The following is a 13,627-nucleotide window of genomic DNA, read 5'->3' as shown; positions in this document are numbered from 1 at the left end:
CTGTGCTTGTATCGAGTTGTAATGAAGGGCTTGGCGCATAGAAGGTGCTTCCTTGATGTGAGTGTGTCGCAAACCGGGTAGAATGCGCGCCCGGTTTTTGGAGAAGATCATGACCCTGCTCAAATTCAGCGATGTGTCCCTGGCTTTCGGCGCGATGCCGTTGCTGGACAAAGTGTCCTGGCAAATCGCCCGTGGCGAGCGGGTCTGCATCATCGGCCGCAACGGTACTGGCAAGTCGAGCATGATGCGCCTGGTCAAGGGTGATCAGAAACCCGACGAAGGTGAAATCTGGCGCTCGCCAGGGTTGAAGATCGGCGAACTGCCGCAAGAGCTTCCGGTCGCCGACCAACGGACCGTGTTCGACGTCGTCGCCGAAGGCCTGGACGGTGTCGGTGCGCTGCTTGCCGAGTACCATCACCTGAGCCAGAACATCACCAATGATGCCGACCTGGAAAAGCTCATGCATGTTCAGCATGACCTTGAGGCGCGTGATGGCTGGCGCCTGCAGCAGTTGGTCGACAGCACTCTGAGCCGCCTGCAGTTGCCTGCCGACAAGACCCTCGCCGAGCTTTCCGGCGGCTGGCGTCGTCGTGTTCTCCTGGCGCAGGCGCTGGTGTCCGAACCCGACCTGTTGCTGCTCGACGAGCCCACCAACCACCTGGACATCGGCGCCATTGCCTGGCTTGAAGATGCCTTGAGCGGTTTTGGCGGCGCAGTCCTGTTCATTACCCACGACCGTTCCTTCCTGCAGAACCTGGCGACCCGCATCCTTGAGCTGGACCGTGGCGGCCTGATCGACTGGAACGGCGACTACGCCAGCTTCCTGGTGCACAAGGAAGCCATGCTGGCCGCCGAGGAGACCGCCAATGCGCTGTTTGACAAGCGCCTGGCCCAGGAAGAGGTCTGGATTCGCCAGGGCATCAAGGCCCGGCGTACCCGTAACGAAGGCCGTGTGCGTGCACTGAAGGCCTTGCGCGTCGAGCGCAGTGAGCGTCGCGAGCGTCAGGGCAAGGCCAACATCCAGCTCGATACCGCCGAGAAATCCGGCAAGCAGGTGATGGTGCTGGAAAATGTCAGCTTTGCTCACCCCGGTGGCCCGAAGCTGGTGAATGACTTTTCAATGGTGCTGCAGCGCGAGGACCGTATTGGTCTGCTCGGCGCCAACGGTACCGGCAAGACCACCCTGCTCAAGCTGATGCTGGGCGACTTGCAGCCCATCAGCGGTACGGTGTCGTCCGGTACCCGCCTGGAAGTGGCCTATTTCGACCAGTTGCGCCACCAACTGGATCTGGAAAAAACCGTTATCGACAACCTGGCCGAAGGCCGCGACTTCATCGATATCGATGGTCAGAGCCGTCACGTGCTCAGCTACCTGGGTGATTTCCTGTTCAGCCCACAACGCGCCCGCACCCCGGTAAAGGCCCTGTCGGGTGGCGAGCGTGCGCGTCTGTTGCTCGCCAAGCTGTTCAGCAAGCCGGCCAACCTGCTGGTACTCGACGAACCGACCAACGACCTGGACGTGGAAACCCTCGAACTGCTCGAAGAGGTGCTGTCTGGCTTCAAGGGTACGGTATTGATGGTCAGCCACGACCGGGCGTTCCTCGACAACGTGGTCACCAGCACCTTGGTGTTCGAGGGTGAGGGCCGTGTGCGTGAGTATGTCGGTGGCTATCAGGACTGGATCCGCCAAGGTGGTTCGCCGAAACTGCTCGGTGTAACCGAGAACAAGTCTGGCAAGCCTGAACTCAACAGTGCGGTGGTCAGCGCACCTGAGCCTGAGCCCGCGCCGGCTGCTCAACCGGTAGAGGCGAAGAAGAAGCTCAGCTACAAACTGCAGCGTGAACTGGATGCCTTGCCGGGGCAGATCGATGAACTTGAGCAGAAGATGGCTGCTGTTCAGGCACAAATCGCCGACGCTGGTTTCTATCAGCGCCCGATCGACGAGACCTCGAAGGTGCTGGCGCAGCTGGAGTCCCTGCAGGGTGAGCTGGATGTGCTGGTAGAGCGCTGGGCTGAGCTCGACAGCTGAGGCGGCGGGCCCGGCATGCGATTGCACGCCGGGCCTGGTGTTTTACTCGGCTTTTTTCATCAGGCGTACGGCAAGCACATCGCAGGGAGCGCCATGCAGGACGTCATTGGAGGTCGAGCCCAGTAGCAGGGCCAGGCCATGGCGGCCATGGCTGCCAACCACGATCAGGTCACAACCCTGTTCCTTGGCCAACGTATGGATTTCCTGGCGCGGTTGGCCATAGGGCAGGTGGACGTTGTTCTCGCTCAGTTCAGGGTATTTGTTGATGACGCGATGCATGCGCTCCCTGGCCTGATCGATTTGTTGCTGCTGCAGTTGCGACAGGTCCATCGGCACGTCGCCGCCAAAGGCCATGGCCATGGGCTCAATGACATGCACCAGCGATATTTTGGTTTCGTCGGTGCTGGCGAGTTCGCGGGCACGCTTTATGACCGGATCGCACTCTTCGGTCAGGTCTACAGCGACCAGTATGTGTTCGTACGACATGAGAGGCTCTCCTGGCAATCACAATGGTTAAAGTATGGTCGGTTTCAGGCTGATTGTTCTGGACTGAGATCAATCAGTTCGTCTTTAAGGCTCAATTAGGAACAACAGATATGACGGTCTGGCTGGTGGTGTCAATCCTTGCGCTGATTCTCAGCCCCATGGCATGGCTGTTGCCGTCCCATCGGCAGAGTGGGCGCATGGCCTTGCGCATGGAGGCCCGGCGTATGGGTCTGGCCATGCAACTGTCGCCGCAAACCTGGCCGCACTGGCTGCCGCAGGAGCCTCCCAGCACGTGTGCGCAGTACCATCGGGCCCGGCGCAAAGGGCGTGTGGACAGTTGGTGCTATTGGCAGGTCGAGGCCGGGCAGTGGCAGAATCAGTGGCGCGAACCCTGTACCGATCCTCACTTACTGGAGCAGTTCACCAAGTTGCCCGACAGCGTCTACAAGGTCGAGGCGGGGCCGCAGATGATCGCGCTGTACTGGGGCGAGAAGGGGGAGTCGGCTGTATTGCAAGATATTGCCGAAGTGCTCCGCACCCTGGCGTGAGCCTTCAAGCCCTTCAAGCCCTTCAAGAAAAAAGCCCGATCCATTCGTGATCGGGCTACAGGCCAGGCAGGCCGGCTATCGTTCGTGATGGTTCGAGTGTAGCTGTGCTGTCGTCTCAGGCATGCACATTCTGATTTTTCTTTTCTCTCATACGCTGAATGTCCACTGATCGCGGCAGGGCTGCGACGACTATCGTTGATATGAATGATGGTCGATCAACCTGACCGTGGTTTTCCTGTCGCCCAGGAAAAATGACCGGAAAGTCGCGTTTTCACGACACTTTTGTGCATTTGACAACCGAAAGGATTTCGGAGAATGTGTGCACACCCAATCAAACGGGCGTATGAATTGAGCGTTTGTATTACAAGAACGCGCTTACAGAATCCCGACTATCGCGCTGACGGGTGTGCCTGGAGCAAGGGTCCGATAAACGCAGGCTTGTGGCCTGTCGAACCTTTCTTCAGCGATCGGCGTGTACTGTTCAGCTTCCATATCGTGGAGATCAGTTGATGATTTACGAAGGTAAAGCCATCACGGTTAAGGCTCTTGAAAGCGGCATCGTCGAACTGAAGTTCGACCTCAAGGGTGAGTCCGTCAACAAGTTCAACCGTCTTACCCTGAACGAACTGCGTCAGGCCGTGGACACTATCAAGGCCGATGCATCGATCAAGGGCGTAATTGTCAGCAGTGGCAAGGACGTGTTCATCGTCGGCGCGGATATCACCGAGTTTGTCGATAACTTCAAGCTGCCCGAGGCCGAACTGGTCGCCGGCAACCTGGAAGCCAACCGTATTTTCAGCGATTTCGAAGATCTGCCGGTGCCGACTGTGGCCGCGATCAACGGCATCGCCCTGGGTGGCGGCCTGGAAATGTGCCTGGCCGCGGACTACCGCGTCATGGCCAGCAGCGCCAAGATCGGCTTGCCGGAAGTCAAGCTGGGGATCTACCCGGGCTTTGGTGGTACGGTCCGTCTGCCGCGCCTGATCGGTGCCGACAACGCTATCGAGTGGATTGCCGCCGGCAAGGAAAACCGGGCTGAAGATGCACTGAAAGTAGGGGCCGTCGATGCTGTCGTTGCGCCTGAACTGCTGCAGGCTGCGGCTCTGGACCTGATCAAGCGTGCCATCAGTGGCGAGTTCGATCACAAGGCCAAGCGTCAGCCAAAGCTGGATAAGCTCAAGCTCAATGCGATTGAGCAGATGATGTCCTTTGAAACCGCCAAGGGCTTCGTTGCGGGCCAGGCTGGCCCGAACTACCCGGCGCCGGTCGAAGCGATCAAGACCATTCAGAAAGCGGCCAACTTCGGGCGTGACAAGGCTCTGGAAGTTGAGGCTGCCGGCTTCGTCAAATTGGCCAAGACCTCGGTTGCCCAGAGCCTGATCGGCCTGTTCCTGAACGATCAGGAGCTCAAGCGCAAGGCCAAGGCCCATGACGAAATCGCTCGTGATGTGAAGCAGGCCGCTGTACTCGGCGCCGGCATCATGGGCGGCGGTATCGCCTATCAGTCGGCGGTCAAGGGTACGCCGATCCTGATGAAGGATATTCGCGAGGAAGCCATTCAGCTGGGCTTGAACGAAGCCTCCAAGCTGCTCGGCAATCGCGTCGAAAAAGGCCGGTTGACCCCGGCGAAAATGGCTGAAGCGCTTAACGCGATTCGCCCGACCCTGTCCTACGGCGACTTTGCCAACGTCGACATCATCGTCGAAGCCGTGGTCGAGAACCCGAAGGTCAAGCAGGCGGTGCTGGCTGAAGTGGAAGGTCAGGTGAAGGAGGATGCGATCCTGGCCTCCAACACATCGACCATTTCCATCAACCTTCTGGCCAAGGCGCTCAAGCGTCCGGAAAACTTCGTCGGCATGCACTTCTTCAACCCGGTGCACATGATGCCGTTGGTCGAAGTCATCCGTGGCGAGAAGTCCAGTGATGTTGCCGTTGCCACCACCGTGGCCTACGCCAAGAAGATGGGCAAGAACCCGATCGTGGTCAACGACTGCCCGGGCTTCCTGGTCAACCGCGTACTGTTCCCTTACTTCGGTGGTTTCGCCAAGTTGGTCAGCGCCGGTGTCGACTTCGTTCGCATCGACAAGATCATGGAGAAGTTCGGCTGGCCAATGGGCCCTGCCTACCTCATGGACGTAGTGGGTATCGACACCGGCCACCACGGTCGTGACGTGATGGCCGAAGGCTTCCCAGATCGCATGAAGGACGACCGTCGTTCGGCCGTCGATGTGCTGTATGAGGCCAAGCGCCTGGGTCAGAAGAATGGCAAGGGCTTCTATGCCTACGAGACCGACAAGCGCGGCAAGCCGAAGAAAGTCGCCGATGCATCGGTGCTGGAAGTACTCAAGCCGATCATCTATGAACAGCGCGACGTGAGTGATGAAGACATCATCAACTGGATGATGATCCCGCTGTGCCTGGAAACCGTGCGCTGCCTGGAAGATGGCATTGTCGAAACCGCTGCCGAAGCGGATATGGGCCTGGTTTACGGCATTGGTTTCCCTCCCTTCCGTGGCGGTGCGCTGCGCTACATCGACTCGATCGGGGTGGCTGAGTTCGTTGCCCTGGCCGATAAGTACGCCGATCTGGGGCCGCTGTATCACCCCACCGCGAAGCTGCGTGAAATGGCCCGCAACGGCCAGAGCTTCTTCGGTTAAGCGCCCAACGATATAGAGCGAGAATGAATTTATGAGCCTGAATCCAAGAGACGTGGTGATTGTCGACTTCGGTCGCACCCCGATGGGCCGCTCCAAGGGTGGCATGCACCGCAATACCCGCGCTGAAGACATGTCGGCGCACCTGATCAGCAAAGTGCTGGAGCGTAACGCCAAGGTTGATCCGGGCGAAGTCGAGGACGTCATCTGGGGCTGCGTCAACCAGACCCTGGAGCAGGGCTGGAACATCGCCCGCATGGCTTCGCTGATGACCCAGATCCCGCACACCGCTGCCGGGCAGACGGTCAGCCGTCTGTGCGGTTCCTCGATGAGCGCGCTGCACACCGCCGCCCAGGCAATCATGACCGGCAATGGTGACGTTTTCGTCGTCGGCGGCGTCGAGCATATGGGGCACGTGAGCATGATGCACGGGGTCGATCCGAACCCGCACATGTCGCTGTATGCGGCCAAGGCCTCGGGCATGATGGGCCTGACGGCTGAAATGCTCGGCAAGATGCATGGCATCAGCCGTGAGCAGCAGGATGCCTTTGGTCTGCGTTCGCACCAGCTCGCCCACAAGGCGACGGTCGAAGGCAAGTTCAAGGATGAGATCATCCCGATGCAGGGCTATGACGAAAATGGTTTTCTGAAAGTCTTCGACTACGATGAAACCATTCGTCCGGACACCACCCTGGAAAGCCTGGCTGCACTCAAGCCGGCGTTCAATCCGAAGGGCGGCACCGTGACGGCAGGTACCTCGTCGCAGATCACCGACGGTGCCTCGTGCATGATCGTGATGTCGGCGCAGCGTGCCAAGGACCTGGGCATTCAGCCGTTGGCGGTGATTCGTTCGATGGCGGTGGCTGGCGTGGACCCGGCGATCATGGGCTACGGCCCGGTGCCGGCTACGCAGAAAGCGCTCAAGCGCGCCGGCCTGAAAATTACCGATATCGACTTCTTCGAGCTGAACGAAGCCTTCGCGGCACAGGCCCTGCCCGTGCTGAAGGATCTGAAAGTGCTCGACAAGATGGATGAGAAGGTTAACCTGCACGGCGGCGCGATCGCATTGGGTCACCCGTTCGGTTGTTCCGGCGCTCGAATCTCCGGCACGCTGCTCAATGTCATGAAGCAGAATGGCGGTACCTTCGGTGTCTCGACCATGTGCGTTGGCCTGGGCCAGGGCATTACCACTGTTTTCGAACGCGTCTAAGCGTTGGGTGGTAGGAAGCCGGGGCCTTGTGCCCCGGTTTTTGTTTGTGCAGGATATTTTTCTCAAGAGGGCAGGCAGCATGCAGATACAACCAGGCGTATACCGGCATTACAAAGGGCCTGAGTATCGTGTATTCAGTGTCGCCCAACACTCCGAAACCGAGGAGTGGGTGGTGTTTTATCAAGCGCTCTATGGCGAGTTCGGCCTGTGGGTGCGGCCTCTTTCGATGTTCCTCGAGTCGGTCGAGGTTGACGGCGAGCAGGTGCCACGCTTTGCTTTGGTCAAGGCCGAAGAGACGTTGTTTACCCGTGGCGATGCCGAAGCAGGCTAGTTCACTGCGCTTGACCTCACTCTGTTGCCACTATATATAGCGGTGCCACGTCAGGTACCTGCCGTGTTTTTATTTTCAGTATTCAGGAATTTTCCGATCCATGGGCAAATCGCTGGTCATTGTGGAATCCCCGGCTAAGGCCAAGACCATCAACAAGTACCTGGGCAACCAGTACGTGGTGAAGTCGAGTATCGGCCATATCCGAGACCTGCCCACCAGCGGTTCGGCCAGCGCCAGCAAGGAGCCTGCTGCCAAGCGCGGCAAGGCTGCCGCGGCAGAGGGGCCGGTACTCACGCCCAAGGAGAAGGCGCGCAAGCAATTGGTCGCGCGCATGGGTGTCGATCCGGACCACGGCTGGAAAGCCAAGTACGAGATCCTTCCCGGCAAGGAAAAGGTCATCGAGGAACTGCGCCGTCTGGCCAAGGATGCTGACACCATCTACCTCGCAACCGACTTGGATCGCGAGGGGGAAGCCATTGCCTGGCACCTGCGCGAAGCCATTGGTGGTGATGACGATCGTTACAAGCGCGTGGTGTTCAACGAGATCACCAAGAAGGCTATTCAGGAAGCGTTCTCCCAGCCGGGCGAACTGGATATCGATCGGGTCAATGCCCAGCAGGCGCGTCGCTTCCTTGACCGTGTGGTGGGTTACATGGTCTCGCCGCTGCTGTGGCAGAAAATTGCCCGTGGCCTGTCGGCCGGTCGTGTGCAGTCCGTCGCGGTAAAGCTGGTGGTCGAGCGCGAGCGCGAGATCCGTGCATTCATCCCGGAAGAGTACTGGGAGATCCACGCCGACCTGGGCACCGCCAAGAACGCCAAAGTGCGCTTTGAAGTGGCACGTGAGAACGGTGAAACGTTCAAGCCGCTCAACGAAGCCCAGGCGATGGCTGCGCTGGAAAAGCTCAAGGCCTCCAGCTACAGCATCGTCAAGCGCGAAGACCGCCCGACCAGCAGCAAGCCGTCGGCACCGTTCATCACGTCGACCCTGCAGCAGGCAGCCAGCAACCGCCTGGGCTTCGGCGTGAAGAAAACCATGATGATGGCCCAGCGTCTGTATGAAGCCGGTTACATCACCTATATGCGTACCGACTCGACCAACCTGTCGGTCGATGCCGTGGAAATGGCGCGCAGCTACATCGAAAGCGAGTTCGGCAAGAAGTACCTGCCTGATGCGCCGATTGTATACGGCAGCAAGGAGGGCGCTCAGGAGGCTCACGAAGCGATTCGTCCGTCTGACGTCAATACACATCCGAGCAAGCTCAGTGGCATGGAGCGCGACGCCGAGCGCCTCTATGAGCTGATCTGGCGTCAGTTCGTGGCCTGCCAGATGCCGCCGGCACAGTACCTGTCGACCACTGTCAGTGTGAAGGCCGGTGAGTTCGAACTGCGTGCCAAGGGCCGTATCCTGAAGTTCGACGGTTACACCCGGGTCATGCCGCAACAGAGCAAGCCGGGCGACGACGACGTGCTGCCGGAAATGGAGCAGGGCGAAAGCCTCAAGCTGATCCAGCTTGACCCTAGCCAGCATTTCACCAAGCCGCCGGCACGCTTCTCTGAAGCCAGCTTGGTCAAGGAGATGGAAAAACGTGGTATTGGTCGTCCGTCGACCTATGCCGCCATTATTTCCACCATCCAGGACCGCGGCTATGTCACGTTGCACAACCGCCGTTTCTACTCCGAGAAGATGGGCGATATCGTCACCGAGCGCCTGTCTGAGAGCTTCTCCAACCTGATGGACTACGGCTTCACCGCCGCGATGGAAGAAAACCTCGACGACGTCGCCCAGGGTGAGCGTGACTGGAAGAGCGTTCTCGACGAATTCTACGGCGACTTCAGCAGCAAGCTGCAGGCGGCCGAGTCGAGCGAAAACGGCATGCGCGCCAACCAGCCGACGCTGACCGATATTCCGTGCCGTGATTGCGGTCGTCCGATGATGATTCGTACCGCCTCGACCGGCGTGTTCCTCGGCTGTTCCGGTTACAGCCTGCCGCCGAAAGAGCGCTGCAAGGCGACGGTCAACCTGGTGCCGGGTGACGAGATTGCTGCCGATGACGAGGGTGAGTCCGAGTCGCGGGTGCTGCGCAACAAGCGCCGTTGCCCGATCTGTGCCACGGCGATGGATGCCTACCTGCTCGATGAGAAGCGCAAGCTGCATATCTGTGGTAACAACCCGGATTGCGTCGGCTACGAAATCGAAGAGGGCAACTACCGTATCAAGGGCTATGAAGGCCCGAGCCTCGAGTGCGACAAGTGCGGCAGCGAGATGCAGTTGAAGACGGGCCGTTTTGGCAAGTTCTTCGGTTGCACCAACGCCGAATGCAAGAACACCCGCAAGCTGCTCAAGAGTGGTGAGGCGGCGCCGCCGAAGATGGACGCGGTGAAGATGCCAGAGCTCAAGTGCGAGAAGGTCGATGACACCTACGTGCTGCGCGACGGTGCCTCGGGCTTGTTCCTGGCCGCCAGCCAGTTCCCGAAAAACCGTGAGACCCGTGCGCCGCTGGTGATCGAGATCGTTCCGCACAAGGACGAGATTGATCCGAAGTACCATTTCCTGTGCGAAGCGCCCAAGAAAGACCCTGAGGGTCGTCCTGCGGTTATCCGTTACAGCCGCAAGACCAAGGAGCAATACGTGCAGACCGAGGTGGACGGCAAGCCTACCGGCTGGCGTGCCTTCTACGATGGCAATGCCTGGAAGGTCGAAGACAAGCGCTGATCGTTCTGGCGCAGTCGAGGGCCGTATCCGACGTGTGTCGGATGCGGCCTTTTTCATTTCAGGGCCAGACACTGCTTGCGGTCGGGCAGGGCATCCCTGAAACTGGCAGGCCCGCCTTGCAGCCTTTCGGAGGGCATCCAGATGGCCCAGGAACTCTATACCCGCACCAATCAGAAGATCTATTTCGCTGGCCTGGCCCTTGAGGCGCTTGGCAAGGCGCAGGAGAGTCGGGCAATGAATGCCCAGGCGCTGGTTCAGGCCGAGCGTGAGTCGGCACTCTTCCATCTCTATGGGGCGTTGCTGGGGTTGTGCCACGAAATTGCGGGCTTCTACCGTTTGCCGCAAGCCGGCGCATCGCGTGTCGAGCTGTTGCTGACGCCTGAAGTGCTTGAGGCGGTGGCCATCCCCGAGATGGCCGAGCTGATCGAGTTGGCGCGTCAGCCGGAAACCTGGCTGGCGCAACTGATAAGTGCTTATGCCAATTTGTTCCGACCGCCTGTCGCGGCAAAAAAGCCGAAAACCGACGTTACTCAGCCATTGATTCAGGCGGTCAGCCTTGATGAGCCTGAGGTTGAGCCGCTATCGAGGGAGGCGTTGGAGCTCTGGCGGCAGAATCTCAAAAGCCTGACCGTTCGTTTCCGTGAGGGCTTGAGTGAGTGCTGAGTTCATCGGTGGCTGGTACAATGCCAGCCTTTCGTGGAGAACAGCCTTTTATGCCAACGTCCTTTCTAGAAATTGTCGAGTTACCTGACGGCCGGATCGAACTGCGCCGCGCCGAGGACGAAGGGTCGTTGGTTACCCTGGATTTCTCTGAGGACGCCAAGGCTTTTCTGCAAGGGCAGCACGTCGAAGTGGCCAAGGCCATGCTCAGCGTGGGCGTGCAGATGGCTGGCAAGCTGGTTGAAGGCGAGATCGATCGTGAAGACGGCCCACGGGTTCTGCATTAATCGCCCTTGAGGGCTTCCCCGTTCTGGAGAAGCCTCGCCTGCAGATGTATTGACCTGCTGAACGTCAGCCGAGGCGGATGTTCAGGCTTTGCGCGTGCCCGGCACGTGCAGCATTGATCAGTTGTTGGCGGGCCGACGTGCTGACCGGGTTTAACCAGCTCACTACGGTGTGGCTGCGGCCCAGGCGCAAGGCGTCGCAGGCCAGTTGCAGGGCGCTCTGGGTGTTGCGTGGCTGTAGCAGAAGGATGCGTTCGCGGTTCAGGCCTGCATCGCGTAGCCAGGCTTGAGTCAGGCTGGTAGGCGGTGCGATCAGGGTCAGCCAGCGGGCATCCTGTTCTTCGCTCAGTTCACGAAGCATTGGGGCCAGCAGGCTTTGGCAGTTCCCCAGTGCGCCTCGGAACGAAAGCTCACTGAATACCTCGGGATCGTTGTTCGGTCGCACAGGTTCTGCCGGCTTCAGGCGGGGCAGGATCGGCTGGGCCAGGAACGCCTCGAACAACGGCAGTTGGGCTTGCTGAGGTACATGGGGGAACTGCATAACGCCTCCTAATTAGCGGCGAATGACGCCGACGCTCAAGCCTTCGATCACCAGTTCCTGCTCTTTGAGGTCGACTTCGATGGGCGCGAACTCAGGGTTTTCGGCTATCAGCCAGACTTTGTTGCCTTCGCGCTTGAAGCGCTTGACCGTGACTTCGTCGCCGATACGGGCAACGACGATCTGGCCGTTACGGGCTTCGCGGCAGGTGTGAACGGCCAGCAGGTCGCCGTCCAGAATGCCGACATCCTTCATGCTCATGCCGTGAACGCGCAACAGGTAGTCGGCCTTGGGGTGGAAGAAGCTTGGGTTGATGTTGCAGGATTGCTCAATGTGTTGCTGGGCGAGAATGGGTGCACCGGCAGCGACTCGACCAATGATTGGCAGGCCACTGTCGTCGCTCTTGGCCTCGAAGCCTGGGATGCGGATGCCGCGAGAGGCGCCTGGGGTCATTTCGATCGCGCCTTTGCGGGCCAGTGCCTTGAGGTGTTCCTCGGCAGCGTTGGGCGATTTGAAGCCCAGCTCCTGGGCGATTTCCGCACGTGTTGGCGGGAAGCCGTTGTCTTCCAGGCAGCGTTTGATAAAAGCCAGAATCTCAGCTTGGCGTGGCGTCAGTTTTAGCATGTCGATCGCTCTGTCTTTTTATACAGTGACTGGGATTATATACAGTGGAAGAGGGTTGGCAATACATAAGCTTCACCTGACGGGCTGTTGGCGCTGCAACGACGTCGACTTGCGTGGCCTTGTTGTCTGAAGCCTGCGCCTTGAAGCTGTGATTAAATACGTGACCCGTGAGCCAGAAAACGGCCGCCCAGACTTGACAATACCCTGGCTTGAAACGTATGTTTCAAACAAGTGTTTGTCAGGCGGAGTAGTCATGGCCCAGTCGGAAACCGTTGAACGCATTCTCGATGCAGCAGAACAGTTGTTCGCGGAAAAAGGTTTTGCCGAAACCTCATTGCGGCTGATTACCAGCAAGGCCGGCGTCAACCTGGCGGCGGTGAACTACCATTTCGGTTCAAAGAAGGCGCTGATCCAGGCCGTCTTCTCGCGTTTCCTTGGCCCGTTCTGTGCCAGCCTGGAGCGTGAGCTGGAGCGTCGTCAGGCGCGCCCGGAGCAAAAGCCGACACTCGAAGAGCTGCTGGAAATGTTGGTCGAGCAGGCGCTGGCGGTGCAGCCGCGCAGTGGCAACGACCTGTCCATTTTCATGCGCCTGCTGGGGTTGGCGTTCAGCCAGAGCCAAGGGCACTTGCGGCGTTACCTGGAAGACATGTACGGCAAGGTGTTCCGTCGCTACATGTTGCTGGTCAACGAAGCGGCGCCGCGTATTCCGCCAATCGAACTGTTCTGGCGCGTGCATTTCATGCTCGGTGCCGCCGCGTTCAGCATGTCCGGCATCAAGGCGTTGCGCGCAATTGCCGAAACCGATTTCGGGGTCAACACCTCGATCGAGCAGGTCATGCGCCTCATGGTGCCGTTCCTGGCGGCTGGCATGCGCGCCGAAAGCGGTGTGACCGACGAAGCCATGGCCGCTGCGCAATTGCGTCCGCGGAGCAAGTCGGGCAGTGCGTCAATGCCTGCCAAGGCCTGATGCAACGGCGGGGCGCTTCAGCTAAGCTAGCGCCCCATGCCTACTCTCGATTTACTGCATATTTCCATCGCCGATCAATGCCTCTATGGGTTTGCCCAGGGGCGCCTGGTCGTGCGTCTTCCAGTGTCTACCGCGCTCAATGGTGCGGGGGAAACCAGTGGTTCCGGATGTACCCCTCGCGGTCGCCATCAGGTTCGCGCAAAAATTGGCGCGGGCTTGCCGTGCGGCGCGGTGCTGAGGGGGCGACGCTGGACGGGTGAAACCTGGACGCCGGCACTGCATGAGCAGTTTCCCGGGCGTGACTGGATTCTTTCGCGCATCCTCTGGCTCAGTGGCTGTGAGCCAGGGCGCAATCGCCTTGGGCCGGTCGATACCTTCCGCCGCTATATCTACCTGCATGGCACGCCGGACACGGAACCCATGGGCGTTCCGCTGTCCCATGGTTGTGTGCGCCTACGCAATGCCGACCTGGTGAGCCTGTTCGAGCAGGTACCGGTGCATTGCCCTGTGCAGATCGAAGAAGCCTCGTGCCCCGAGTGGGCCACGGCCTCCCTCAACTGAAGGATCATTTATGAGTGCCAGC

The 13,627-nt window shown here is 59.5% G+C and carries 13 protein-coding genes; 10 read left to right on the top strand and 3 right to left on the bottom strand.

Translation table 11 applies throughout. From position 1 onward, the window contains the following. Positions 1–109: 109 nt before the first annotated feature. The gene (locus CYD26_RS03275) at positions 110–2,029 is read left to right on the top strand and encodes an ATP-binding cassette domain-containing protein (protein ID WP_065758450.1); all 1,920 of its coding nucleotides are present in this window, start codon (positions 110–112) and stop codon (positions 2,027–2,029) included. A gap of 42 nt (positions 2,030–2,071) precedes the next feature. Here CYD26_RS03275 and CYD26_RS03270 read toward each other — a convergent pair whose 3' ends face one another. Further along, positions 2,072–2,515: a universal stress protein gene (locus CYD26_RS03270; protein WP_065758451.1), complete on the bottom strand. Its 444-nt coding sequence runs from the start codon at positions 2,513–2,515 to the stop codon at positions 2,072–2,074. A gap of 110 nt (positions 2,516–2,625) precedes the next feature. Between CYD26_RS03270 and CYD26_RS03265 the strand changes: the two genes are divergently transcribed. From CYD26_RS03265 to CYD26_RS03230, 7 genes are all read left to right on the top strand, one after another. Then, on the top strand, positions 2,626–3,063 hold the full coding sequence (locus CYD26_RS03265) for a hypothetical protein (RefSeq protein WP_065758452.1): 438 nt from the start codon (positions 2,626–2,628) through the stop codon (positions 3,061–3,063). Between the two features lie 509 nt (positions 3,064–3,572). Continuing rightward, entirely contained in the window at positions 3,573–5,720 is a 2,148-nt protein-coding gene (gene fadB / locus CYD26_RS03255) for a fatty acid oxidation complex subunit alpha FadB (protein ID WP_102051795.1), read from the top strand. 31 nt (positions 5,721–5,751) lie between these two features. Beyond that, positions 5,752–6,927: an acetyl-CoA C-acyltransferase FadA gene (gene fadA / locus CYD26_RS03250; protein WP_065758454.1), complete on the top strand. Its 1,176-nt coding sequence runs from the start codon at positions 5,752–5,754 to the stop codon at positions 6,925–6,927. 79 nt (positions 6,928–7,006) lie between these two features. Beyond that, positions 7,007–7,258 carry a DUF1653 domain-containing protein gene (locus CYD26_RS03245; protein ID WP_065758455.1) on the top strand — a complete coding sequence of 84 codons (252 nt, stop codon included), beginning with the start codon at positions 7,007–7,009 and terminating at the stop codon, positions 7,256–7,258. A gap of 100 nt (positions 7,259–7,358) precedes the next feature. After that, positions 7,359–9,971 (top strand): type I DNA topoisomerase, encoded by a 2,613-nt coding sequence (gene topA / locus CYD26_RS03240; RefSeq protein ID WP_102051794.1) that lies wholly within the window; start codon positions 7,359–7,361, stop codon positions 9,969–9,971. Positions 9,972–10,112: 141 nt separating this feature from the next. After that, on the top strand, positions 10,113–10,634 hold the full coding sequence (locus CYD26_RS03235; RefSeq protein WP_065758457.1) for a DUF6586 family protein: 522 nt from the start codon (positions 10,113–10,115) through the stop codon (positions 10,632–10,634). 50 nt (positions 10,635–10,684) lie between these two features. Further along, positions 10,685–10,918: a hypothetical protein gene (locus CYD26_RS03230; protein WP_102051793.1), complete on the top strand. Its 234-nt coding sequence runs from the start codon at positions 10,685–10,687 to the stop codon at positions 10,916–10,918. 64 nt (positions 10,919–10,982) lie between these two features. On the opposite strand, the gene sulA is transcribed toward CYD26_RS03230, so the two are convergent. Continuing rightward, positions 10,983–11,456: an SOS-induced cell division inhibitor SulA gene (gene sulA, locus CYD26_RS03225; RefSeq protein WP_065758459.1), complete on the bottom strand. Its 474-nt coding sequence runs from the start codon at positions 11,454–11,456 to the stop codon at positions 10,983–10,985. 12 nt (positions 11,457–11,468) lie between these two features. Beyond that, the gene (gene lexA / locus CYD26_RS03220) at positions 11,469–12,077 is read right to left on the bottom strand and encodes a transcriptional repressor LexA (RefSeq protein WP_065758460.1); all 609 of its coding nucleotides are present in this window, start codon (positions 12,075–12,077) and stop codon (positions 11,469–11,471) included. A gap of 253 nt (positions 12,078–12,330) precedes the next feature. Between lexA and CYD26_RS03215 the strand changes: the two genes are divergently transcribed. Both CYD26_RS03215 and CYD26_RS03210 read left to right on the top strand, forming a co-directional pair. After that, the gene (locus CYD26_RS03215; protein ID WP_065758461.1) at positions 12,331–13,044 is read left to right on the top strand and encodes a TetR/AcrR family transcriptional regulator; all 714 of its coding nucleotides are present in this window, start codon (positions 12,331–12,333) and stop codon (positions 13,042–13,044) included. 36 nt (positions 13,045–13,080) lie between these two features. Beyond that, positions 13,081–13,605, top strand: coding sequence for a L,D-transpeptidase (locus tag CYD26_RS03210; protein WP_102051792.1), 525 nt, complete (start codon positions 13,081–13,083; stop codon positions 13,603–13,605). Positions 13,606–13,627: the final 22 nt, after the last annotated feature.

It is taken from the genome of Pseudomonas sp. FFUP_PS_473, assembly GCF_002858665.1.
Classification (GTDB): Bacteria; Pseudomonadota; Gammaproteobacteria; order Pseudomonadales; family Pseudomonadaceae; genus Aquipseudomonas; species Aquipseudomonas defluvii.
The sequence above is the reverse complement of the archived record's forward strand: the minus strand, read 5'-3'. Positions and strand labels throughout refer to the sequence as shown.

Excerpts from the sequence above, each read along its gene's own strand:
- sulA (WP_065758459.1), bottom strand. The coding sequence starts at position 11,456 with ATGCAGTTCCCCCATGTACCTCAGCAAGCCCAACTGCCGTTGTTCGAG.
- CYD26_RS03230 (WP_102051793.1), top strand. The coding sequence starts at position 10,685 with ATGCCAACGTCCTTTCTAGAAATTGTCGAGTTACCTGACGGCCGGATC.
- CYD26_RS03215 (WP_065758461.1), top strand. The coding sequence starts at position 12,331 with ATGGCCCAGTCGGAAACCGTTGAACGCATTCTCGATGCAGCAGAACAG.
- CYD26_RS03270 (WP_065758451.1), bottom strand. The coding sequence starts at position 2,515 with ATGTCGTACGAACACATACTGGTCGCTGTAGACCTGACCGAAGAGTGC.
- CYD26_RS03275 (WP_065758450.1), top strand. The coding sequence starts at position 110 with ATGACCCTGCTCAAATTCAGCGATGTGTCCCTGGCTTTCGGCGCGATG.
- lexA (WP_065758460.1), bottom strand. The coding sequence starts at position 12,077 with ATGCTAAAACTGACGCCACGCCAAGCTGAGATTCTGGCTTTTATCAAA.
- CYD26_RS03245 (WP_065758455.1), top strand. The coding sequence starts at position 7,007 with ATGCAGATACAACCAGGCGTATACCGGCATTACAAAGGGCCTGAGTAT.
- CYD26_RS03210 (WP_102051792.1), top strand. The coding sequence starts at position 13,081 with ATGCCTACTCTCGATTTACTGCATATTTCCATCGCCGATCAATGCCTC.
- CYD26_RS03265 (WP_065758452.1), top strand. The coding sequence starts at position 2,626 with ATGACGGTCTGGCTGGTGGTGTCAATCCTTGCGCTGATTCTCAGCCCC.
- fadB (WP_102051795.1), top strand. The coding sequence starts at position 3,573 with ATGATTTACGAAGGTAAAGCCATCACGGTTAAGGCTCTTGAAAGCGGC.
- fadA (WP_065758454.1), top strand. The coding sequence starts at position 5,752 with ATGAGCCTGAATCCAAGAGACGTGGTGATTGTCGACTTCGGTCGCACC.
- topA (WP_102051794.1), top strand. The coding sequence starts at position 7,359 with ATGGGCAAATCGCTGGTCATTGTGGAATCCCCGGCTAAGGCCAAGACC.
- CYD26_RS03235 (WP_065758457.1), top strand. The coding sequence starts at position 10,113 with ATGGCCCAGGAACTCTATACCCGCACCAATCAGAAGATCTATTTCGCT.